The sequence below is a fragment of the Cyclobacterium sediminis genome, from assembly GCF_054781075.1.
In genome coordinates, this window is record NZ_BAAGVC010000010.1 from 124,582 (window position 1) to 149,830 (window position 25,249).

Below are 25,249 nucleotides of genomic sequence, written 5' to 3' on the forward strand. Positions count from 1 at the left end.
ATTAATGAATATTGCTTTTGGGCTTAAACCTTAATTAAATAGGCATAATTCCTCGTAAAGCGCTAAGCAGCAATAGCGTATTTATACAGCAGCAACTTTGACTTAAGCGAATTTAAAAACAGAATTGTTACTCTCCTTAAATAATTGAAAAAGCACCTCTAAAAGTATAAGCTGTATTAACCAAAAAAATAAAAGCCTCCATCCCATCCTCTTAATTTGATAGGCCTGTAAATTCACAAAAAAATAGCCGAACATAAAGCTGTTCGGCTATAAATAGTTTAGTATCAATCTTTCAGTCCCGCGGCATCAAATAAAATTTCAATCGGGTGATTTGCTTTTTTGCCTGTTCCATCGGCTATCTGATGCCTGCAGCTTGTACCGGGTGCAGCAATCAAATCTTCACTGCCTGCCTCTCTTACCGCCGGAAATAGCACCATTTCCCCAATTTCCATACTTAGCTTATAATGCTCCTTTTCATAGCCAAAAGAACCTGCCATACCGCAGCAACCTGAAGGGATAACCGTTACTTGGTAATTTTCCGGCAATTCTAATATTTTCTTAGAATAATTGACCGAAGACAAAGCCTTTTGGTGACAGTGACCATGTAATTTTATTTTCCTAGGTGCTTTGGTAAAGCTCCCTGAATCTATATTTCCGGCCAAAACTTCCTTGGCCAAAAACTCATCCACTAGTTCACAATGGAATTTTAAAGATTTGGCCCTCTCTTTGAATTCAGGACTTACCAGTCTGGGATATTCATCCCTAAAGCTAAGAATGGCTGATGGCTCCACTCCTAACAAAGGACTTTCTGCCTTTACAATTGTAGAAAAAATTTCAACATTTTTGTTCGCCATTTTTTGTGCATGGTCAAGCAAGCCCTTGGACATGGCTCCTCTCCCACTCTCCACATGGTCTACCATCTTCACATCATAACCTAAATGCCTTAGCAGTTTTATGGCTTTAATACCGGTATCAGTATCATTGTGGTTGGTAAACTCGTCACAAAAGAAGTAAACGGATTTTATTATGGGTTTACCACTTAGCTTAGCATAGTTCTTCTTATACCACTTGCGCAGTGATTGACTACTCAAGGCCGGTAGATTCCTTTCCGGAGCCACGCCTAGAACGTTCTTCATCAAGCCGCCGGTAAGCCCGTTGCTTAAAAAGAAATTGGCTATTCCCGGTACCTTACTCCCCAATTCATTCAATGAATTGATATGCGTAAAGGCTTTGGAACGCAAAGGGACAGGGTTAGATTTAAAATATTGGTATTGAAATTCTGCTTTCAAAGTGGCCATGTCCACATTGGAAGGGCATTCAGAAGTACATCCTTTACAGGAAAGGCAAAGATCCATGACTTCCTTTATTTCCGGATGATCAAAAGGATTTTCCTTTTCACTTTTAGTCAAAAACTCGCGTAAAGTATTGGCCCTTCCCCTGGTAGTATCTTTTTCATAACGTGTGGCCTGATAACTTGGACACATGGTTCCTCCACCGGAATTAGGGAGTTTTCTACAATCTCCGGAGCCATTGCATTTCTCAGCCATCGGAAGAATTCCTCCTACCTGACTAAAATCAAATTTGGTTTGGTGTTCTCGCTTTGGCAAATCCGGCTCATACCTAAGAGAAGAGTTCATCGGCGGCGCATCCACAATTTTCCCAGGGTTGAAAATTCCTTTGGGGTCCCATTTGGCTTTCACTCGTTTAAAAAGGTCATAGTTTTCTTGACCAACCATTAATGGGATAAAAGCAGCCCTTAACCTTCCGTCTCCATGTTCTCCACTAAGAGAACCATTGTATTTTTTTACCAGTTTGGCACTGGCTTCACTTATTTTATAAAACTCATCGACATCTTTGGACTTTTTAAGGTCAAGAATGGGTCTTAAGTGTATTTCCCCTGCACCTGCATGGGCGTAATAAACAGACTGTTGACCAAATGCAGCAATCAACTCTGCAAATTCATCAATATAATCTGCCAGGTCATCAATATCCACTGCGGTGTCTTCAATACAAGCTACTGCTTTTTCATCCCCCGGAATATTTGCCAATAAGCCCAAACCGGCACTTCTTAAGTTCCAAGCACTGCTGGTTCTATCAGGGCCAATAACCGGATAAGCATATCCCAGTCCTACCTTTTTTAAAGCTTCTATAAATGCGGCACCTTGGGCATTTGCCTCTTCAAGGGATTTCCCCCTAAACTCTACCATTAAAATGGCCATGGGGTCCCCTTCTACAAAATCCCTATTCCTACTTTGCTCTACGTTCTCTTTGGTGCAATCCAGGATTTTTTTATCCATCAACTCTACAGCTGTGGGCTTTTCATTCATGGCCACCTGGGCAGCTTTCATGCTGTCATGGATGCTCGTGAAATGGGCAGCAACCACAATATCAAAGGGATCCGGCAATGGATCAAGGTGAATTTTAATCTCAGCAGTTATTGCCAAGGTACCTTCAGAGCCACACAATAATTTACAGAAGTCAAACGGAGCATCTTTTTCAGAAAAAATCTGCGACTCCAATAAGTAGTCCAAGGCATAACCGGTATTCCTTCTATGGATAGTTGATTTAGGGAAATTTTTTCTTATATTTTCTTGTATTTCCGGTTGGCTTAATTCTTCTCGAACATGTCGGTATAATTCTCCTTCAAGGCTCTCTTCCTTACACTTAAGTTCAAATTCATCTGGTGTCATGGATTTGAAAACAGCTTCACTTCCATCACTCAATAAAACCTTGAGTTCAAGCACATGTTCTCTTGTACTTCCATAAACAATTGAGGTGGTACCACAGCTATTGTTTCCCACCATTCCACCCACCATTGCACGAGTGGCTGTACTGGTAATTGGGCTAAAGAAATAGCCATATTCCTTGAGGTAATTGTTTAATTCATTTCTAACAACACCAGGTTGCACCCTTACCCATCCTTCTTCCTTATTAAACTCAATAATTTTGTTGAGGTACTTCGAAACATCCACCACTATTCCATCCCCTACACATTGCCCGGCCAAGGAGGTTCCTGCTGTCCTTGGAATCAATGAGAGGTTATTGGAATTGGCGAAATCAATCAATTTTTTTATATCAGCATTGCTTTTCGGTAAGGCCACGGCCGTTGGCAGGGCCCGATACACTGAGGCATCAGTGGCATACAATGTCTTCATCAAACTATCGTAATGCAATTCACCATCCAATTCAAGCGCTAATTGGCTCAAAAGCGGATTGTCTATGGTTGTTTTACTCATGGCCCAAAAATAAAACAGTTAACGCTAGAAAAGAACTCAGGGGATGGTTTTTATTTAAGGAAAATAACCTTTATTCCCATTTTGGTTTCTATTTCAGAAAATACAAGGTAATTTTCTGAAAAAATAAATGAAATGTTAATCAAAGCGCCTCTTGATTCCACCCATATTGACTATTTGAAAAATATTGGAATTCTCGCCTCCAATGAGGAAGTGGCCGATTCATTCAAGGCCGGCGAAGGAAATATGAATGTCACCCTGACCATAAAAACAAATAAAAGGTCAATTGTCTTGAAACAATCCAGGCCTTTTGTGGCCAAATTTCCGCAAGTACCTGCTCCACTGTACAGAATAGAAATCGAGTACAATTACTATAAAATCATTGGTCCTGATAATTTTTTGGCTTGTTTTTCACCCAAAGTATTGGGCTTCGATAAGGAAAGCTGGCTTTTGGTATTGGAGCATCTGAACAATGGCGGAGATTACTTAGGTGTGTATCAATCCCATTCAATCCTTGGAGAAAATGTAATCGATTTATTGCTCAGTTACTTAAAGAAACTGCATCAACTTCCCGTTCTTGAATTTCCTGACAACATGGAAATGAGAAAATTAAATCACCAGCACATTTTTGTTCTACCTTTCCAGCCGGATAATGGTTTTAATTTAGACGATGTTCAAGATGGCTTACAAGGCTTGTCTACAAAGGTGAAGAGTCATTCTACACTAAAAGCCAAAATAACTCAATTAGGTGACAGGTATTTGAGCAAAGGGAAAACGCTTATCCATGGAGATTTCTACCCGGGAAGTTGGTTTTCAACGGACAGCGGTTTGAAAGTCATAGATACTGAATTTGCATTTTTGGGAGATCCGGAATTTGATTTAAGCGTAATGTTGGCCCATCTCAAAATGGCAAGGGTACCTGATGAATCAATTCAAAGGGTAATTAAAGACTATCCCGTGGACAATAAATTATTGGCTGCTTACACGGGAGTGGAAATTTTACGGCGCCTATATGGGTTGGCCCAACTTCCCCTGTCTTTATCTTTGGCAGAGAAAGAAGAATTAACCATTGAGGCCATAAATTTGATCATGAATGAAGAAATTTAATTTGATTTTTTTTGTTTTCTTAGGCCTTATATTGCTCTCCTGTGAGCAAAGTAAAAAGCCGGTAGAAGAAGCATTATCACCGGTATCCCCGATTAACCAAGCTGAGCTATCTGATAAAATAAAAGGTCTATTGGTGGGCAGTGCCATAGGAGATGCCATGGGTGCCCCTACAGAAATGTGGTCGAGGAGAGATATTCAACACACTTATGGTTGGGTCAATGGACTGGATTCCATGGTTCGGGAAGTTTCACCCGAAGGAATCTGGCTGGCCAATCTTCCCGGAGGAGGCACCACCGACGACACCAGGTGGAAATCCCTGATGGTAGATTATTTGGCAAAAATTGATGGAAACAAACTTGATGCAGCTTCTTTTGCAGAACATATCATTCAGGTTTATGAAGCCTATTTTAGTGGTTTGAAAGCCTTGAAACCCGAACAGACTTCGGCATTGGAAAAGGTAAATCTGAAAGTCTTATGGTTGCAGGAATGGTATAAAGTTTCCTTGGCTTACCGACAAAATAGCCTAGAGGACTACCACAAGGCTCTGGGAAAATTTTATGGTGGAGAGATGGTTTGTGCCGGATTGCTATATTCACAAGCCATTGGAATAATGTATCCCGGAAGAGCGGAGGAGGCATACAAAAAGGCATTTGAACTGAGCATCTTTGATTTAGGTCTTGCCAAGGACATTGGCTCCCTTTCCGCAGCGATGACAGCTGCAGCAATGACAGCAAATGGGGACCAAAACAAGGTTTTGGATGTTTTAAGGGAAGTAGATCCTGAAGGTTATTTTTCCAGTAGATTGGTAGGCCGAAGTAGCTACCGGGTTTTGGAATTGGCCAGGGCTATTGTAGCAGAAGCCAAAGACAGTACACTGGTAGAAAAAAAATTACCAAAAGAGAGCAAAATCCCCAAAGCTTCCATCCAACGGGCTTATGAATTACTGGATCAAAACCAACAGGACATGCCTTTCCATGCTGCAGAGATTCACTTACAAGTATTGACAGCCATGCTCTTCAATGATTTTAAATTTGCAGAAACCCTTATTTTTCTAACCAATTATGGCAGGGACAACGATACTACCGCTGCAATAGCAGGGGCAATTTTAGGCGCTTACCACGGCTATGAAAAACTCCCTAAAACCATGAGTGAAAAAGTACTTAAAGTGAATAAAAGTCATTTAGGTATTGATATTAAAAAAATATCGGAAAAACACTATAAAACCATACAATCTATGCATAAATGACCTAATTAATTATTTTTTAGTATTATTACATCTATAACCCAAAATAACAATTATGGAAAGTAATGTATTTACTGCAGTATTTTTACCCCTTGCACTTGCCTTTATCATGCTCGGCATGGGACTTACTCTCAGTATAAAGGATTTTAAAAACATCTTCATTTCCCCCAAAGCCATCAGTATAGGGCTTTTTTGCCAACTGCTAATGTTACCGATATTGGGATTTTTGCTTATTCTGGCCTTTGGCTTGGAAGGCTCGATGGCTGTAGGCATAATGATTATTGCAAGTTGCCCGGGAGGGCCCACTTCCAATATGATCACTCATCTATGTAAGGGAGACACTGCACTTTCGATTAGTCTCACTGCCTTAAGTTCTGTAATTACCATTGTCACCATTCCTTTGTACATCAACTACGCTATCGTTTATTTTGGTGAGGAAGGAACTGTTGCTTTACCGGTTTTGCAGACCATAATTCAGATCACCGGAGTAACCCTTATCCCTGTAGTCATTGGCATGTTTTTGAAATACAAATTTCCTGCACTTTCACAGAAAGCGGATAAAACAGTTCGCATCGCTTCTATTGTATTCTTTGTGGTGATTGTTGGTGGGGCAATTTTTAAAGAAAAGGACAATATTTTAGGCTTTTTTGCAGAGGCAGGTCCGGTAACAGTTATCCTCAACATACTTACTTTTGGTTTTGCCTGGCTAATTGCCAAAGGGTTTGGATTACCACTGAAGCAGCAGGTTTCCATAAGCATCGAGTCCGGCATTCAAAATGGCACTTTGGGAATCATGATAGCTGCTACACTTTTACAAAATTCGGCCATGGTTATTCCTGTGGTGATTTACAGTTTGATCATGTTTATAGCCTCAATATTAATTGTAGTGTTTCTTGGCAACAAAGAAGAACCCGCATTGGTGGGGAATTAAAAAGCCTAAGAAAATAATTAAATTTAAGTCATTTTAGAAAGTTAAGAGACAATCTTCAAATGGGTTCCTAGCGAGGCGTAAATACCTTACAATTTATTTTATATTTATTGCTTTCAATTATTATTAATCTTTAAAAAAAAATTACATAAATGGCATCAAAAAATGAAATCATTACTGGAGTAAAGGAATTAACGGATTGGTGGATTGTTCAAAGAAAGAAAAAATTAGAAAATACACTTTCAGATACAATGTCAATGAATCCATTTTTAGTCCCATTTTTATATGAGTACCACAATCTTAAAAACTTAGGTGAATTTGTTGACTTAATTCTTTCAAGTCATTTAATGATCGGACATAATACAGGATTTGGGAAATTAGTCGATGAAAAAATTCTACCTCAAGTATTTGGTACGACTAAATTAGATCGAAAATTTAGATTAGAAAATCCCCCACTAGAGAATAGTTCATTCAATGAGATCGATCATCTTGTACCTCGTGATGATGGGAAATTTGATTTACTATCATTAAAGGCAGGTAGATGGACAATACAATTATCAATGGCAATTCAATTGAATCGTTCATTTGCCGATATCCTGAAATTTTATGGGGCTACATATAACAATATTGTTGTTGGAGTCTATTACGGAGACAAAGCTGGTTTAACAGATAAATATGAAATTCTTAGAGGCATTAACCGAGGTGCGAAGCATCATGTTGAGGATCTAAAGAAAAATGTAAATGTTTTGACTGGCAATGATTTCTGGTCTTGGTTAGGTAAAGATGAAAATACTCAATCATATGTATTGGAAGGTATAACAACATCTCTTCAAGAATTAAATATTAGAAAAAAGAATCAAAATCTTTTAAATAAATATAAAGAACATGTTTTGTCAAAATTTAAAAACATATTAGATAAAGAAGATCCGTCAAAGTGGCAAGATTTATTAAGAAAAATAAATTCATAGTTTAAGATCCAACTGGGTGTTGTTTTGATCTCCGTAGTATGAAGTCGACCCACTAAATACCTCCCCTCCCTTCCAAAATGTTCTAGTTCTAACGTGAGGTCTAATTTTATGTAAGAATAAACCTTTTCTAACCTTCATTTTTTCACCCGATGAAATCTTATTTAAAAGCCTATCTAAAACTTGTCCAGCTATAGTACCCAATACTATTGGTACTGCATTACCAATTTGCTTAAACTTTTCGGAAGTACTTCCTTCAAATTTCCACTCTTTAGGGAACTCCTGAATTGCTGCCGCCTCGCCAACAGAAATAGCTCGTAACTCTTTAGGGTGGCACATGCTGGTTCCTGCATGGTTGGGCATTGTCACAACTGTTGGAGATGGAAAATCGAAAGAAAGTTTTCTCCAGTAAGCACTTCTTCCTCCTTTTAAATACCAACTCTTCCCCATGGATTCCTTTTGAACATCTATTGGTAAGCTTCTCCAATTTCCACCTTCAGGGATTAAGGATAGATACTTTAGTTTTCTCTCACTGAAGTTTAATAATTCTGGATATGGATCAATGAAATTGCTGTTTGGGCCTATTGCTTCACCTAAAGTTTTATAAGGAGGCAAATTATCCTTTATCCTATTGCTAAACTGAGGTTCTGGAAAATCAGGACTATACCCAAATTTATTACCTATTATTAATACTCTTTCACGTATTTGTGGGGCTCCATAGTTGACCGAATTTACAACATGAACATCTACAGTGTAGCCAAGATTATTGAAATCATCTATCAATGTTTTAAGTAACGAACCTTTTTGAGAAAGACTTACATCCGTTTCATTTGTTGAGAATTTTTTAGGAATTAAAGGCATAGATAAAATACCCCTAACATTTTCCATTAAAAAAGTTTTCGGCATTATATCTTTTACAACTCTAACAAATTCAAAGGTCATTTGCCCTCTAATATCATTAAGACCATTTCTTTTCCCAAAAACACTAAAGGCCTGACATGGAGGCCCCCCCGCTACAAGTTCTATTTCATCAGGATCTATGTTATTATCCTTTAAAATTCCTAAATTAAATTTTTCAATACTATCATCAAAAATTGGAATATTTGGTCTGTTTTTTTTTATAGTTTTTACAGCTGCTTTATTGTTCTCGACACATAAAGTGGGTGCAAACCCTGCTTTTTCCAACCCCAAATCAAGACCTAGAGCACCTGAAAATAGGGATAAATATTTTCTTTTTTTCATAATTAGTTTCTAATCAGCCCTTTGAAAACACCTTGTACATTAATATCTTCTTCATTGTTTAGAATAATAGGATCATACTCACTATTAAGCGACTCTAGCATGATTCTCTCAGATTCAAGACATCTGATCTTTTTTATAATTGTTTGTTCATTATACGTACAAATCACAATATCACCATTATTAAAAACTCTTTGTTTTTTTGCAATTATTAAGTCATTACTTTTGATCTCTGGTTCCATAGAATCACCAATAGCTTTTACAAGAAAGGCATCCTCTATTGGAAATTTAATAAGGCTAGAGGGCAATGGAATACGATCTATAGGATCACCAGATAACAATATCCCATTAGGTCCACATTTGGCGAGGCCATAGAGATTAATGAATGTAACTGGGGCTTCTGGATTGAATAGTACTTGAAAATCTGCCCTATTATTTGGGTTTCGCTTTAGATACCCCTTTTTTTCAAGTTGAGCAATATGATGATGAACTAAACTTGTAGATGATAACTCTAAAACTTCTTTTAATCTCCTTATTGTTAACGCCCCTTCTAGGTTAGAAGTTAACATCGACAATATTTTTTCTTGAGTTTTATGAAGTTTCATTTGGCTTAATACTAAATTTTTCTGTTCAATTATTTATAGAACAAATATAGGAAAATTAATTTTAGTAGAACGATGTATTTTCGAAAATTCAAAATTCGATACTGCATCAACTTAAAAATATTAAATAAGTAAATAGACTGCTTCCGATATTACCAGTCAAGATCTGGGTACAAATCCTTCCAATAAGGTTATTGTTCAGCAGAAAACCAATAACAGGCTTTATAATAACCTCCATGATTCAATCGATTGGAAACCTCATCGCCTGAAACATCTTTTTCCGTTAAATAAAGCGGTTCATTCGTAGGCTTTTTATAGATTTCGATTGTTTCCTCCTTGCCTTTCCAAAGGAATGTCTTTGGTGTTCCAATATTCGTGGAGATTATTATCATAGGCTATTCATTCAAGAATTCACTATTTATAGAAGAAAATAAGAAGCCGTGTCCCTTTTTTAATTCATTTATTTTATTTGCTCAACCAATTCAAGCATTTTAACTGTACTTTTTCTTGCCAAAATAGTACCCGGAGACAAAACTGCATTGGCGCCAATCTTTGTATCATCCCCAATCAAGGATCCAAATTTCTTTGTTCCTGTATTCATCAACTCCCCGTTATGTTTAACAGATATGGTCTTGTCCACCCTTTCGTTATAGTGATTGGCACAAATGGAACCTGCTTCAAAGTTAATGTTTTTACCTATGATACTGTTTCCTACATAGTTAAAGTGAGCCAATGTAGAATTCTCAAAAATCATGGATTGCTTAACTTCTACCCCCGGTCCCACCTTTACTGATTTTCCCAAAAAGATTGGTCCTCTTAAATAAGCATTGGCCCCTATAAAGCAATTTTCAGAAATGATTACAGGTCCTTTTATTGTGACTCCTTTTTCTACTTTAACTGTCTTATGGATGGCAATATTTTCTACTATTTTATATTCAGCTGATAAATTAGAAAATCGGTCCTGAATCAAATTATCAAGCTCATTAATTATTTCCCACGGCGCCTTGTCTAGACATTGATGGAAAAGCGAATCAAAACCTTTGATATAATCCTTTATTGGTATCATAATTCGTAAAACTCAATGGGTAAATCATCAGGATCTGCGATAAATGTAAATCGTTTGTTGGTAAATTCATCTACTCGTACTCCTTCTACAGGTATTTTATTGAATTCCAAATAGGCAATAGTTGCTGTAAGATCCCTTACCCCAAAAGCAATATGTCTCAATCCTCTTGCTTCTGGCCTTGAGGGTCTTAAAGGTGGGTTTGGAAAAGAGAAAAGCTCGATTAAATATTGCCCGTTTAAAGAAAGGTCAAGTTTATAGGATTGTCGTTCTTCTCTGTAAATCTCTTTGTCTATCGTAAAGCCTAAAATATCTGTGTAAAACTTTTTAGACTTATCGTAATCCGAACAAATTATTGCGATATGGTGTAGTTTTTCGATTTTCACTATAGATCGGGCGTTGCTGAAGGAAATGAACCGCATAAAAAGAATTTTCTCCGAAGCTCCTTTTCATTGCTGCTAAAATACTAATTTAATGGATTTGGAAGTATTTGTGTCCACCGAAATCGATATTTCCTCAATTCGTTATTCTTCTTTATTCGAAATTTTTTTTATATGCATTACATGCCCACCACCATTGCTCATTCGGACAACAAGTTTTGTATTGGCATCAACAGCCATGCTACGGACTGTATAGGATTCCTTATTGGACAGATAATCAGAATTCTCTGCATCCTCATAAAGTATTGCTTCGTATTTTTCTTTCTCCGACAAAAAACTTAAATCCAATATTATGGAGCGTGCTTCTCTATTGGTCAAAGCGCCTACAAACCAGTCTTCTCCTGCTTTTCTTGCAATGCTAACATATTTGTCCAATGCTGCATCTAGCACTTCAAAACTATCAAATTGTGCCGGCATTTTCCGAATACAATCAAACAAATCTTCTTTTTCCAAATAGGCTTCAGGGCTATCAGGCAATACCATCCATCCAGAATAAATGGTAATAAGCTTGGCTACTTCCGCTACCACAGTACCGGGGATTTCCTCAAAGACCTTTGGCCTTCCTATATGTGCACTGTGGAGGGCAAACCATCCATTTGTAAAATCCAAAGGACCGGCAATCTGATTTATTAAAACCTGATTAACTGATGTTTCGGGATAATGCGAATATTTGGCATCTCCCTGTGCATGGCCAAATTCTTTGGTAATTAGGTTGGGCCACGTTCTTCTATCTCCACTTGGGGGAACTGGATTGTCATGAAAATTTACCATCAATTTATACTTGGCACAGAGCTCAACAATGGCTCTGGTGTGCTTTACCTTCTCTTCTAATGTCCCTTGCATAAAGCCATATTTAACCCCAATGGCTCCCCATGCGGAAAATTGTTTCAAGACCCTCTCTAAACCGAACTTTTTAGCTCCTACATCATTTAAGTAAAGAATTATCCCTATATTATTTTCGGAAGCATATCGCATACATTCTTCGATATCAACCCCATCTCTGGTGGTCGTCGGATCAGAATTTTCATTAAATTCATCACCGTACCAATCAGCATCAATTAATAAGTACTGAATATTATTTGCACTAGCGAAATCAATCATTCTCTTATGTGATTCGGTATTGAGCTGGTATTCAAAACCATCGTCCGTCCTAAATCCCAAAACACGCCAATCCCACAAAGATTTGCCCCCCTTTATCCAAGAAGGGTCCGGAATTTTAATAGGTTCATTTAAATTCACTAATAGGTCTGATTCAACTAAATCTCCTACCTTTTCACCCAACATAAAAGCCCTCCATGAGGTCTTAAAAGGTTTGTCGCGTTTAGAATAGGAAATATTGAACCCAAGTGATTGTTCCTTGGTGGAAGTAGCTAAAGAAAAAGGAGCAAATTCAGTGATTTCAGCTTCATGTATGGCCATGAAACTGTTGTCATGAAATTGCATAACAAAAGGGGTTCTAACTTCTTCAATACTTTCTTCAGTGCTGATAACAGGTCCTACATTGTGCTTTTCACCATTGTATGCCCAATAGGTATAGTCTTCCTCAAAATTTAAACTGGTTAATTCCTGATCAATTTTTATACTGTCTTGAATGGCTTCAGATGGAAATTTATACCGATAGGCAAAGCCTTTGTTATAAAGCCTGAATACAATTTCATAAAACTGAGGTGATGGCCCGGTGGTAGCTACTTCCCATTTGTATTCATTATAATGATTATTTACAGTCCTTTGTTTCCCTATTATTGTTTCCCAGGTCTCGTCAACCTCAATCTGTTCAAAGTCCCTAAATGACACATGTTCTGCAAAGCTTAATCCGTTAATTTGTAAACCTAAATTGGAAGATGTAAACAATGTATCAGCACCATTCATTACAGTAAAAGCGCTGGAATTATTAAGATTTGAAATATATACCTTCAACTCCTCATTAGGTGAAAACAACTGAAAATCATCCTTTTTTGAACAGGAAACTAAACTTAACAAAAATAATATTACGGAAATCTTAATTTTCATAGGGGCTACTTTTTACTTTAATGTAGTTAAGTTGTCTATTTGTAGAGGGCCGGAATTTTAATTTTTTCTTATTCAATTTCAATGATTAAGAACAGTATGCGGTAATAATTATTCAAATTTCATACGCTTGTTTTAAGCTATTTCTATTGCAAGTCCAATAATATTTGCCAACTTCTTTTCTAAAATTGTTTCCCTATTTTACTCATCAATACCATCAATATATGGTTGAAGTGCTTCACCCCAAATTTGATAACCGGCCTCATTTGGATGACAAAAATCAAGGGTAAACGCTTTGGTAAGGATCCCATCCGAGTTTAGCATTTTAGATGAAATATCTAGCAATGTTATCCCATTGTCTTTCGCAAATTGCTTCAGTAATTGGTTTGTTTCATTGATTAATAACCTCCGCGAATTATTCGGCATTTCTTCACGGGGCATAATTTCCATCAATACAATTTTTGCATTTGGTGTTTTAAATCGAACACTATAGTAAATAGCAGCAATCCCCTCAAGAATTTCGGAAGCCGTATTTTTTCTGGCATTTTCTGTTTCACTGGTATTGTTGGTGCCGATATGAATAATTACCAACTTTGGGCTTAGCCCATCCAGCTCCCCGTTATTTAAGCGCCAAAGTACATTTTGAGTTCTGTCCCATCCAAAACCTAAATTGAGGACACGGCGGTTTTGAAAAGTTGCCTCCCATGAATGTGGACCATTTGCCACTCTTGATGTACCGTCAGCATTATTTAAGGGGGGAAAATCACCTCCCCAAAAATGGGTTATGGAGTTTCCAATTAGTACAATTTCGGGATCAAGCGTATCCTTTATGCTAAGCACATCTTTATGGCGCTCCCACCAATCGTAACTATCGTCTTCAAGCTTTGGAACCGGTATTATCGCAGTATTGACACGTTTTCCACTACCGCTAACCTCCACTTCGGCGTTTTGCTGCTTACAGCCAAGAATCGAAAAAATTATACAAGAAAAATAAAAAATGCTTATAAATGATTTCGCCTTAAAAAACCTAAATAGTATTATTGAGGCTTCACTATTAATTTTCATAATCGTTAATTTGAAAGCAAATTAAACAAAAGCAACCCAATTACCTTAAGGTAGTCCATTAAACCCAATATTTTCAATAGAACTTCTATTACATAATCCGAAGGAAATGGCAAAACAAAATTTCTGTTCCATTCCTTTCCGTGTATTTTAGATAATAAGCATGATTCCTTTGGGTAAAAACGCAAAAGATTCCGTTTACTTTTCCAAGAATTTGTTCATTGTTTAGTTCAATCATAAGGATTCCCTTAATAGTAGAAAATAAAAAACCACAAACGAGTCGTTTGCGGTTTTTTACAACACTGTTATTCAACTTGTTTTATTCAGATATCCTCTAATAGTTAGGATTTTGTGTGATATTATCATTGATCTCCATTTCAACTTGAGGGATAGGCCATAAATAATCTCGATCAGCTCTGAAAGTTCTGGTCAATCCACTGGTAATGGTTTCCCATTCTCCACTTGCTGTATTGAAGTAATACAGCCCTTCAACCGTACCTACTTTTTCCTCACCAATTTTCCATCGGTTCATGTCATACAGTCTTAAACCCTCAAAAGCCAATTCTACTGCTCTTTCATCCCTGATTATGGCCCTCAATTCTTCCTGAGATTTACCAGTAGTGATGGCAGGCATTTCCACTGTTGGTCTTTGCCTCACCTCATTGATCGCATCATATACTGAATCATCAATTTCACCCAGCTCAATTTTTGATTCTGCATACATTAGCAATACATCTGCATATCGTATTAAAATCATATTGATAGACCCCGTATTAGGATTTCCACCATCAGCTGCATAATCTACCCATTTCTTCAAATTGTATCCATTTACGGTAGAAAACTCAGAAGATCTCACCCTATCAGCCGTTGGACTATCCGGAAGGGAATTAAAAGTACTTGTACCTATGGGCTGTCCCGTATAATAGGTCGTATAATTCCAGCGGGGGTCGATGTTTTCAAAAGGATCATCGGGATTCATAGGCCCTTTATATCCATATTTTAAAAACAAGTTGTGCACAGGCTCTACTACAGACCCTCCTCCAATAGATGCTGCAGCATAAGAAAAGGCATTGTAAGTATCCCCTCCCACGGCATATTGTCGGTCAAAAATTATTTCCGAAGAATTCTGACCTGCATATTGAAACAGGGCTTCATAATCAGGGTATAATTCGTAAATCCCTAGGTCCATCACTGCTTTGGCAGCATCTCTGGCCACTGTATACCTTTCGTTTCTATAGGCAATCCGTGCCTTTAATGCTATGGCCGCACCCAAAGTGGCTCTTCCTACCTCCTGAGAATAACTAATTGGCAATTGATTTCCTTGAATAATTTGATCCAATTCAGCAATTACAAAATCAACAACTTCAGATTTAGCGGTTCTCCCGATATGGTCAGTTATTTCTAAAGGGTCTAAAATTAGGGGAACATCACCCCATAGGCTACTTAATTGGGTATAGAAGAAAGCCCGTAAAAACCTAGCTTCTGCTTCGTAACGAGCGAGTAAGTCCTCATCTCCTTGCTCTATCCTGCCGATGTTTGCCAACACATTATTGGCACGCTGAACACCTCGGTAATACCTGTCCCACTGGGAGCCAATGGCTGCATTCACCGGGTCAAATGTTCCCATACACACATCATGAAATGAGCCAGGACCTGATGGGGCTCTAAAGCCAATATCAGTGACCGCATCCAGTTCTTTCACCATTGCCTGACCATCCAATTCTGCATAAATTCCATTCACTGCCAGGTTTGCATCTTTTTCCTGCTGCCAATAGATCAGTTCAGAAACTTGGCCGGGTGGGATTAGGTCGAGCCCATCATCGCAAGAGTATAAGCCTAAAGCCAAATAGCACAACCCTATGTATTTTATAGTATTATTTAATATTTTCATCGCTTTTCTATTTTAAATTAAAAGGTGACGTTTACTCCACCACTGAAAAGTTTGCTGTGCGGGAAGAACTGGCTTCTTCCTCTAGGTGTTTCCGGATCAAAGAGCTCAGTCTCTGTAAATGTCAACATATTTTCACCTGACACATATACCCTCAAATTGGCAACTACATTCTGAGGAATAGTATAGCCCAATTGGAAATTTTTTAACCTCAAATAACTCGTATTTTGCAACCAAAAATCCGATTCCATTAGGTTGGCAGAGTTTCCTGACCTTACCATTGGCCAAGTCCCATTGGGGTTTCGTTCAGGGTGATAGGCTTCTCTCGCCATGGTAACGGGAATAAAATTGGTGTAATTTGGTCCTTCCATCAATGCGCCATCCAATGAATGCTGTTGGCGCAATACTCCTTGCCAAAACATGGAAAAATCAAAACCTTTATAGGAGGCATTGAAACGAACACCAAATTCATACCGTGGGTCTTCATTGCCCATAATGTATTGGTCACCTGCAGGATAAAGGGATTGAGAAATCACTCCGTCTCCATTTAAATCTTCATAAATGATGTCTCCAATACTTACAGTAGGGAAAATAGTGGCCGGATAATTGTCCAGGTCTTCTTGAGTTTTATAAATCCCCGGGGATTTTAAGCCTCTTAAAGAATTGATGGATTCACCGTCAGTCCAAACGGTAAACTTATCCGGGAAAAAAGGCCCTGTACCTTTTAAGTCTTCAATTCTATTGACTACATCTGAAAAATTTATACCAACAGAATACTGAAAACCGCTCTCAGAGGCCGGTGAACCGTGGTAATTAACGGCCAACTCCCAACCTTTATTAGACACTGCAGCTGCATTCTGTACCGGAGGATTATAACCTATGGTTCTTGGGATAGGCAGTTCTATCAAAATATCATCGGTATACTTGTAAAAATACTCAGCAATTACCTCAATTCTGTCATCCATAAACCCCATATCCAAACCTATATTAGACATGGTGGTGGTTTCCCAGGTAATGTCTGGGTTTCCTGCACTGGTAATGGCAGTTCCGGGAACCAGATTATTGTTGAACTGATAGCCGGTTCCCAAATTGTAAGTATTTAGATATCTGTACAAACCTATTCTTTGATTACCCAATTGTCCCCAAGACCCTCTAAGCCTTAGGTCACTGAATAGGCTTCCATCTTTTAGGAAGTCTTCTTCTGAAATTCTCCATCCTGCAGAAAAAGAAGGAAATATACCCCAACGTTTGCCTTCGCCGAACCTTGAGGATCCATCATATCTAACATTCGCTTGAAACATGTACCTGTCATCAAAACTGTAATTGGCTCTTCCAAAAAATGATCTGAGTCTCCACTCCTGTGAGTAACCACCCGTTCTTTGGTTTTGCACATCACCAGCATTTATATCTCTCAGGTCATTGCTGAAAAAATTATCTCTATAGGCCGTTATTTGCTTGAATCGATTGTATATTTCCTCATAACCCGCTGTAGCCTGGATACTGTGCCTATCAAAGCTTTGGTCATAATTCAAATACAGCCGTTGACTTATTTCTCGCTGATTATCTTGGCTTTCAGTGAGTTGAGATGTTGCAAACCACCCCCCAACATTAACCAGTTCACCGGTTACGTAATTCCTCATTCCTGCCAAACTGTTCTGGAAAATAAAACCATCTGTTGATTCAGTATTTAAAGTTACGTTACCTTCTAAGGAAAGTGCCTCATTGATAGTATAGGCAAAACCTAGTTGACCAAAAACATCATCACTTATCCGACTTGTTTCACCTTCCTGAACCATTGCGCGAGCGTTCCATTGCCCGGAAACTAAGTCATAGGTTCCATCAGGATATTCCATTACGATGTTTCTATTGATATGCAATAAAGCCTGAGTGATGCGTTGCCCTGTAAAACCCGGTCCATTAAAAGCCCTATTTCTATACATCAGGTTGGTTTTAATGGTCAGTTTATCGCTGGCATACATGTCAGAATTTATCCGCATGGTAACTTGTTTGTTATTAAAGTTCTGCAAGATCCCGTCTGTATCAGCATAATTGACAGAAGCGAAAATTCTACCTGATTTCCCCCCACTGGAAAGTGAAACAGAGTGTCTTTGCTGAAATGCATTTGGATTAAAAATACCTCCTTCATAATCTGCAAATGGATATTCTAAAGGATTAGTACCCGCGGCCACATTTTCTATATAGGTTTCACTGTAGGTAGGGCTGGCCCCTACATTTGCCTGAGCCTCATTTTCCAATCGCATCCAAGTAACAGGATCTGTAGGTTCCGGGAAAAAGTTTGGATTTTGCCATCCTACGAAGTTATTGTAACTGATTTTTACTTCTCCTTCTTCGCCTCTTTTGGTGGTTACCAAAATCACTCCATTCGCAGCTCTGGAACCATAAATGGCTGAGGATGCTGCATCCTTCAACACAGTAATGGAAGCAATATTATTGGGTTCTACAGTACTTAGAGATTGTTCTACACCATCTACTAGAATCAATGGGTTTGAATTATTCAAAGTCCCTACTCCTCTAATTCTAATGCTAGTACTTTCATTACCAGGTGCACCTCCATTGTTTTGTATCGTCAAGCCCGGTGTGGTACCTTGAAGAGCCGAGGCAGTATTGACCACCGGCCGTCTGGCTAAGTCTTCACCGGAAACCGTACTAACGGCCCCTGTCACATTGGCCCTTTTTTGGGTACCAAAGCCTACCACCACCACCTCATCTAAGGAAGAGGTAGCTTCTACTAAAGTAACATCAATAATAGAACGGTCTCCTATCATAATTCGCTGGCTTTCAAAACCAATAAATGAAAAAACCAATTCAGATGCTTCCGGAACGGTTAGAGAATATTTACCATCTAAATCCGTAGCTGTACCGATGGTGGTTCCCGGTAAAGAAACCGTCGCCCCCGGGATAGGCTCGCCGTTCTGATCAGTAACTGTTCCGGTAATGGTTACATCTGCCCTAAAGATTGCTAGCGTAGCTTCTCCTTTTAAAGAGTTATTTGAGGCAGGGATTTCTTCATAAAGGACATGGCTATGGCCTTTATGGATGGAGGGGTAAAATAGCTGAATAGCCATAAGGAATATCAATATTTTAATCGACAAATACCCCTTGAGTAGTCGTTTTTTCATAACTTTGTAATCTTTAGTGTTGTTTTAAAAACTGCATTAAATCAGATCAAATGGATGAACCTGAGAAACTTACCCATTGATCTAATACTTTTACTGAAAGCCATCTATTAATAGATGGCTTTTTTTTGGGAGGTTTTATTACATATAAATCTATTTTATGGTATATGATAAATCGAGAGTCCCTCATTGTAGTTTTGAGGTACCACAATAAATAAGTTGGGTTATGGGTCAATTGAATATAGAATCATAAAATCCGGCTAGAAATGCGGATTTAAACCAATCTATTACGTTACATACTTTAATTATCCCCTTCTAAAAAATAAACAACATGTGTCACATGTATTTATTTTAAATTTAAAATGGATATCATATAACTTTTTAAATAAGATACCTAATTGCTATAACTTATTGGCGCATTTAGGATAATTCACAATAGCTGTATTAAATTAGATAAAATTCCAGTTATAAGCAATACAAAAGAATAATTCATCAAATAAATCTCACCTTTTAATAAAAAAGAAGGTAAAAGATGGTTATAATGGCTTAAGTTGACCTAATTATAGTTAAGAATTTAAAAAAATAAAAGAAAATCAACATTAAAAATTAAATTTTAAATAATATTAATCTAATATACAGCCTGCGAAGGTACCGATATGGGCTAAAAGTAAGCATTTGGGTTGGGGACATTCATCATGACAAATCATTTTTTTTGCCCGGCCATGATTAAAAAAGGAGTCTACAGCTTAAATTCAATAATAAGTAGATCTCTTAATGTTCATCTCCTTGGTAAATCCACATTGCCCGGGTGTCACCTGCCACCATAAATCCGGATTTTTCATAAAACCCAACAGACTTACCATCTGCTGTTAACATATGCATATGGAAGTGTTCATAATTCTTTTTGAGTTTTGCTATAATATTTCGCCCTATTCCTCTCTTTTGATAGTCCGGATGAACCAATAAGTGAGGATAATAAACGACCAGGTATCCATCAGATATTGCATTTCCAATGCCCACCAATTTTTCACCCTCCCAAGCAGAAACCAATGCATGAGAATTTAGAAGTGCCTTTCTCAATTGTTTGGGTTTATCTGCGGCAGTCCACTTATTTGCCAGGTAAAGTGCTACGATCTGTTTTTCGTCAATTTCACGGGTTTCCGAATAAGTAATTTCCATAATTTACTTTTATTGAGGGCTAAAGTGTTGGGAATCTTGTTTGCCAATGTACTTTCGTAAAGATCATTCGATAATTTACAAATTAAAACCACTAAAAATAAAAAGGCCCACTTAATAAGTAGGCCCTTTAATAGTAAAGAAATTTGTCAATTATTAATATCCCGGATTTTGAGTTAATCCCGGTTCCACTCTTAAACTGTTTTCATGAAAAGGCCAGCGGTAATTATGCGGTTGGAAAGAACGGTCCTCAATCTTTAAAGAAACCATTTCTCCATTTTCCATACGCGTATGTCCCAAGGCAGGTTGATTTAATACCTCTTCCGCTATTTCCCATCGAATTATATCTTCATACCTGAGTCCTTCTCCTGCAAATTCAATTCTTCTTTCATTTCTGATCAGGTTGATCCAATCTTCTTGACTAAAATCACTGTATTCTGCTCCGGTAACATCAGCTATGCTCATGTCTAATCCAGCCCTTTGTCTAATCATATTGATGCTTTCCAATGCCAAATCATCAATGTCATTCAACATGATTTTAGCTTCAGCATAAGTTAGCAACACCTCAGCATAACGTAGCAATCCAAAATCAAAATTTCCTCCAGACCTAAATGCGTCAGCTTCGGAGACAAATTTCTTAAACCAGAACCCCGATTTACTTGCTCTCTGATTTTCGAAAAACATTGGATTATTGGTATTGTAGATATCTATTGGCTCACCGTAAAATGTATCGCCATGTCCCATTATACTAGATTCATACCTTGGATCTCTATTTAAGTTTGGATCTAGTAAATACTCTTCTTCGGTATGTAGCGGGCAATTTGAGATAGGCCTACCTTGGAGGGTCCAATATGAATCTACCAAGGACTTTAGTGGTACTACATACGATTGACCATTTCCTGTACGATAATGTGGGCCTAAATCTCGAAATGAATTGGTCGCACTGTTGTTATGGCTTTGCATATCGAAGTGCATTATAAATTCATTGTTTGTTGAGGCTCCTTCATATTGAAAAAGTTCCTCATAATTTGAATACAATTCATACTTTTCACTGTCCATTATCTCTTTAGCTAATTGGGCAGCTAATTCATAGCGACCATTGTACAATCCATACCTCATGGTCAGTGCCTTGAATGAATATTTATTGAACATATACTTGTCTGAGGTATACTCATCTTCCGGTAAACGTGAGGCAATGTCATCAGCTAAAGGAAATAGCTGGTCCAAAATTTCTTCTTTAGGCGTAGTAGGCTGAAGTGCATCTACTAAATCAGCAGGCTGTAAATGAAAAGGAACATCTCCCCATCTGAAAGTAAGCTTAAAATAATGCCAAACGCGAAGTGCTTCTAAAATGGCTTTATATTTCGTCCTTACTGCCTCATCTTCTACATAGGGGATATCGGCATTATCCACAAAAGTATTTAACCTACCTAAATGCTTCATTTGTAACTCGTAGTAAAAAAGAAATGCTGATGTAGTACTATTGATATTTCCATTAGCTATCCTTTGGTGATGATGCCCATCTACCCTACTGTATGCATTATCAGATTTACCTTCCTCCATGTAAAATAAAGTCTGATGAGAACTTGGATGAGTAAAAACATCCAAATAACTACTATAAACTACCCTACGTAAATCCTCTTCATCGTTAAAGAATTCTACAAATGAGGTTGCTGTTGGATCCGTTTTATCAAGAAATTCAACACAACCTGTAAGGCTAAGTCCAATTATTGCGAATATTATTAGTATTTTTTTCATGGTTTCCTTCTTAATTTATAGTGGCTTTAACTCCCAAACTAAAAGTTGCCATCCTCGGATAATTACCATTTCCTCCATCTCTTTCCGGTTCTAAACCTTCCCATTTAGTGAAGGTAATTGCATCCTGAGCATTAAAATATATTCTTACGCTGTTAATATTGCGTCCAATTTTAGGAACAGTATAACCTAATTGTAACATTTTCACCCTAAAGAAAGCCGCATTGCTAAGCCAAACATCACTTAATACAGCATTAGGACTAGAACCTGTCCAAACCCTAGGGAAACGGCTATTCGGTGTTTCCGGTGTCCATCTGTTATTCATGTAATATTCTCTAGGAGCACCAAGGTTATTATTAACACCATCCATTAAAACCGGATAGCCTTCCATTCCATTTAATCTACCTAGCCTTTTACCTACTCCCTGCCCTAGAAAATTAAAATCCCATCGGCGGAATCTTAAGTTGAAATTAATAGAATAGTTTAGGTGAGGAAAAGGATCTCCGAGATTAATTTTATCTTCATCATTAATTACACCGTCACCATTTTTATCCTTGTATTTGATATCACCTGGATAAGTATTGGGTAATTTTGCTTCTGTACCGTCTACATCCTCCCAAGTCTGGAAATATCCGTCACTTTCGTAACCAAAATAGTTGTCTATTGCTATTCCTTCATACCAGATTTTATCTTGATTACTTTTAAAAATTAAGGTATCAGAACGATTATAACCTGCTTTAAGCACACGGTTTTGGTTATCAAAGAAGATTCCACCAATACTATAATCTACTTCTCCGACCTTATCGGCATAATTAGCAGAAAACTCCCAACCTTTGTTCTCTACCTCACCAATATTCACTGAAGAAGTTAAATAATAAGAACCTGTCAATGGTGGTACCGGAAAGTCAGAGTATATTAAGTCATAAGAGAATTTATGGTAATATTCAGCCGTCAAATTTAGCTTATTATTAAATGTGGTCAGGTCCAAGCCAAAATTTGATTGTCTTTGTTTTTCCCAACTAAAATCAGGGTTTGGTACGCGCATGGTCCAACCCCAAGTATTGACTACTTCCTGCCACAAATATGGGTTGACGTTTTCATTACCGATTAACCCATAAGATGCCCTAAATTTTAAATTATTTACAAGCCCGGAGCTTATCAATCCATTCATAAATGACTCATTGTGAACATTCCATGCAAAAGCACCGGAGGGAAAGAATCCCCATCTATTGTTAGGTGCAAATTTACTTGACCCATCACCTCTGGCTGTTACTTCTATTAAGTACCGACTATCATAGGAATAATTTAATTTTGTAAAAAAGGAAGATTTAGAAAACTCACGATAATCTGTGTAAGTATTGTTCATTATCTCCGCACCACCCAATAAGTAAATCTTATCTTGGCCTTGTCTAAGTTCCTTTTCATAATTTATCAATGCCCTTGCTGTAACTTGGCTTTGGCTTACTCCTTGACTAGCACCAACCGAATTACTCCAAATATTCACAGGCTTGCCATCGCCATCAAAAAACTTATAGGTCAACCTCTTGTATTTACTAGCGGATTTATTGATCATATAAGACACATTACCTTCTACGCTTAGGTTTTTATTAATAAAATACTTAGGTCTAAGGTTAATAGTACTTCTATCATGCAAAGCATTCCAGGATCCACCATGCTCAATTGAAGCTAGCGGATTGATATTATTATGAAGAATGTAATTGTTCTCTAATTCTGATTCATAGAATATGGGTTGGGTAGGATTCATCCTCCAGGCAAGCTGATAAAGACCATGCCCATTATTATTGGCTTGAAGTCTGTCTACTTGTAATCTATGTGCATAAAAATCAGCAAGCAATACAAATTTATCTGCTATATTAATATTGGTATTGAATCGAGCGGAAAACTTATTGGATCCTTCCAATTCATTCATTCCGTTTTCATCTATATAACCCAACATTAAATTGAAGGTACCAACTCCTCCTCCTCCTGAAATACTGGCCGAAGTATTGTGGGAATAGGATTGACGTTGCATGATCTCTTCAAGCCAGTTGACATTTGTAAAACTTCCACTTTCTGCAGCTGCTATGTCCGCATCAGAAAATAATAGTGACTGTCCTTGGTAACCTCTTGCTTCATTGTTGAGTTTCATATAATCAGAAGCTCCCACGAAATCAGGTTGATCAATAGGATTATGCAAGGCGCCCCAAGAATGTAAGTTGACCTTAAACTGGCCGGTTGTACCCCGATCTGTTTCGATAATAATCACCCCATTCGCTCCTCTTGAACCATAAAGCGCAGCGGATGCGGCATCCTTTAATACCGTAATATTTTTTACTTGATTAGGATCAATATCAGTAAGAGATTGCTCCATTCCATCAATGATAACCAAAGGACCGGCATTTTGTAAAGTACTAATACCCCTGATTGATATAGACCCAGGCACACTACCGGGAAGGTTGTTACCTTGCATCAAAGTAACACCTGGAATGGTTCCACTAAAAGCTTCTTCCAATTTAAAAATAGGACGACTTTTAACTAAATCCATGTCAAGCTGCTCTACAGAAGAAGCCAAATGCTGTCTTTCAACCTCGCTAAAACCAACTACCACCACCTCATTTAAGTCCACACTTGATTCTTGAAGGGTTACATCAATGGTATTTTTTCCTTCAGTACTAATTTCCTGACCATTAAACCCAATCATATTAAAGATTAAGGTAACCTCACCGGAAACTGAAATACTATATGTACCATCCAAATCAGTAGTAGTTCCTGCAGTAGACCCTTTAATTAACACCAATACTGAGGGTATAGGCTCTCCCATTTCATCAGTAACTGTTCCTGTGATACTACGCTGTTGAGCCAAAATCGTAAAAAATGGCATCATCAATAAGATCAGTAGGATAATTCTACTTTTAAACATATTTAAAATTTTAATAATTGTAAAATATTTAACAAATAATTGAATTTTTATTAAAAATAAACTTTTAAAAATTTCTTAGCTAAATAATTCTTGACTGAATCATAAAATTATTTATATCATTACAGAATAAATCACCTCATATTTTACCTCCTTTCTTGATTTAATTTCAATTTTTTACTTAAACTCGCCATATTTATTTCATTATTTTAAAAAAGAAAGTTAAATATAGTTATAATTTATTCTCTACAAAATCTAGTTATAATTTTTATGAATAAAATAATACTCGCTAAATATTTGCTATTCATAAATATAATTTTTAACTGGTTTTGCCATTTAATGGCATATAACTAAAATTTTTAGATCAGCTAATACAAATAGAATTGTCTCAAAAAATTGAATCACACTGGTACTCAGTAGCCTATAAACAAGAAACAACTTAAAGCTTTAATTATCTCAGGCATGAAAATTTGGAGTTTAAAAAAAT

The 25,249-nt window shown here is 37.4% G+C and carries 17 protein-coding genes; 4 read left to right on the top strand and 13 right to left on the bottom strand.

Annotated features, from left to right (window positions below; all coding sequences use genetic code 11):
- Window positions 1–284 precede the first annotated feature (284 nt).
- Entirely contained in the window at window positions 285–3,236 is a 2,952-nt protein-coding gene (locus ACYVHJ_RS12010) for an FAD-binding and (Fe-S)-binding domain-containing protein (RefSeq protein ID WP_460515071.1), read from the bottom strand.
- Window positions 3,237–3,368: 132 nt separating this feature from the next.
- Between ACYVHJ_RS12010 and ACYVHJ_RS12015 the strand changes: the two genes are divergently transcribed.
- The 4 genes from ACYVHJ_RS12015 (at window position 3,369) to ACYVHJ_RS12030 (ending at window position 7,479) form a co-directional block, all read left to right on the top strand.
- Window positions 3,369–4,340 carry a phosphotransferase gene (locus tag ACYVHJ_RS12015; RefSeq protein ID WP_460515073.1) on the top strand — a complete coding sequence of 324 codons (972 nt, stop codon included), beginning with the start codon at window positions 3,369–3,371 and terminating at the stop codon, window positions 4,338–4,340.
- Window positions 4,327–5,586, top strand: a complete 1,260-nt coding sequence (locus tag ACYVHJ_RS12020; RefSeq protein WP_460515075.1) for an ADP-ribosylglycohydrolase family protein — start codon at window positions 4,327–4,329, stop codon at window positions 5,584–5,586. The genes ACYVHJ_RS12015 and ACYVHJ_RS12020 overlap by 14 nt, the downstream gene beginning before the upstream one ends.
- A gap of 52 nt (window positions 5,587–5,638) precedes the next feature.
- Window positions 5,639–6,514 carry a bile acid:sodium symporter family protein gene (locus ACYVHJ_RS12025; protein WP_460515077.1) on the top strand — a complete coding sequence of 292 codons (876 nt, stop codon included), beginning with the start codon at window positions 5,639–5,641 and terminating at the stop codon, window positions 6,512–6,514.
- A 149-nt stretch (window positions 6,515–6,663) separates the two neighbouring features.
- Complete coding sequence (locus ACYVHJ_RS12030) at window positions 6,664–7,479, top strand: PDDEXK family nuclease (protein WP_460515079.1); 816 nt, start codon at window positions 6,664–6,666, stop codon at window positions 7,477–7,479.
- On the opposite strand, the gene ACYVHJ_RS12035 is transcribed toward ACYVHJ_RS12030, so the two are convergent.
- From ACYVHJ_RS12035 to ACYVHJ_RS12090, 12 genes are all read right to left on the bottom strand, one after another.
- Complete coding sequence (locus ACYVHJ_RS12035) at window positions 7,474–8,718, bottom strand: DNA cytosine methyltransferase (RefSeq protein WP_460515081.1); 1,245 nt, start codon at window positions 8,716–8,718, stop codon at window positions 7,474–7,476. The two genes, ACYVHJ_RS12030 and ACYVHJ_RS12035, sit on opposite strands and share 6 nt — an antisense overlap.
- A 2-nt stretch (window positions 8,719–8,720) precedes the next feature.
- A complete protein-coding gene (locus ACYVHJ_RS12040; RefSeq protein ID WP_460515083.1) occupies window positions 8,721–9,320 on the bottom strand; it encodes a LexA family protein in 600 nt (199 codons plus the stop codon).
- Window positions 9,321–9,508: 188 nt separating this feature from the next.
- Window positions 9,509–9,709, bottom strand: coding sequence for a hypothetical protein (locus ACYVHJ_RS12045; RefSeq protein WP_460515085.1), 201 nt, complete (start codon window positions 9,707–9,709; stop codon window positions 9,509–9,511).
- A 68-nt stretch (window positions 9,710–9,777) separates the two neighbouring features.
- Window positions 9,778–10,383: an LbetaH domain-containing protein gene (locus ACYVHJ_RS12050; RefSeq protein ID WP_460515087.1), complete on the bottom strand. Its 606-nt coding sequence runs from the start codon at window positions 10,381–10,383 to the stop codon at window positions 9,778–9,780.
- Window positions 10,380–10,802 carry a VOC family protein gene (gloA2, locus tag ACYVHJ_RS12055; protein ID WP_460515089.1) on the bottom strand — a complete coding sequence of 141 codons (423 nt, stop codon included), beginning with the start codon at window positions 10,800–10,802 and terminating at the stop codon, window positions 10,380–10,382. Before gloA2 ends, ACYVHJ_RS12050 begins: the two co-directional genes overlap by 4 nt.
- A 102-nt stretch (window positions 10,803–10,904) precedes the next feature.
- Window positions 10,905–12,830 carry a glycoside hydrolase family 97 protein gene (locus tag ACYVHJ_RS12060; RefSeq protein WP_460515091.1) on the bottom strand — a complete coding sequence of 642 codons (1,926 nt, stop codon included), beginning with the start codon at window positions 12,828–12,830 and terminating at the stop codon, window positions 10,905–10,907.
- Between the two features lie 198 nt (window positions 12,831–13,028).
- Complete coding sequence (locus ACYVHJ_RS12065) at window positions 13,029–13,892, bottom strand: GDSL-type esterase/lipase family protein (RefSeq protein WP_460515093.1); 864 nt, start codon at window positions 13,890–13,892, stop codon at window positions 13,029–13,031.
- Between the two features lie 331 nt (window positions 13,893–14,223).
- Window positions 14,224–15,780 carry a RagB/SusD family nutrient uptake outer membrane protein gene (locus ACYVHJ_RS12070; protein ID WP_460515095.1) on the bottom strand — a complete coding sequence of 519 codons (1,557 nt, stop codon included), beginning with the start codon at window positions 15,778–15,780 and terminating at the stop codon, window positions 14,224–14,226.
- A gap of 17 nt (window positions 15,781–15,797) precedes the next feature.
- Window positions 15,798–18,917 carry a SusC/RagA family TonB-linked outer membrane protein gene (locus tag ACYVHJ_RS12075; protein WP_460515097.1) on the bottom strand — a complete coding sequence of 1,040 codons (3,120 nt, stop codon included), beginning with the start codon at window positions 18,915–18,917 and terminating at the stop codon, window positions 15,798–15,800.
- Window positions 18,918–19,685: 768 nt separating this feature from the next.
- Window positions 19,686–20,093 carry a GNAT family N-acetyltransferase gene (locus ACYVHJ_RS12080; RefSeq protein WP_339902557.1) on the bottom strand — a complete coding sequence of 136 codons (408 nt, stop codon included), beginning with the start codon at window positions 20,091–20,093 and terminating at the stop codon, window positions 19,686–19,688.
- Window positions 20,094–20,246: 153 nt separating this feature from the next.
- Complete coding sequence (locus ACYVHJ_RS12085; RefSeq protein WP_460515099.1) at window positions 20,247–21,848, bottom strand: RagB/SusD family nutrient uptake outer membrane protein; 1,602 nt, start codon at window positions 21,846–21,848, stop codon at window positions 20,247–20,249.
- A 10-nt stretch (window positions 21,849–21,858) separates the two neighbouring features.
- The gene (locus ACYVHJ_RS12090) at window positions 21,859–24,765 is read right to left on the bottom strand and encodes a SusC/RagA family TonB-linked outer membrane protein (RefSeq protein ID WP_460515101.1); all 2,907 of its coding nucleotides are present in this window, start codon (window positions 24,763–24,765) and stop codon (window positions 21,859–21,861) included.
- Window positions 24,766–25,249 lie beyond the last annotated feature (484 nt).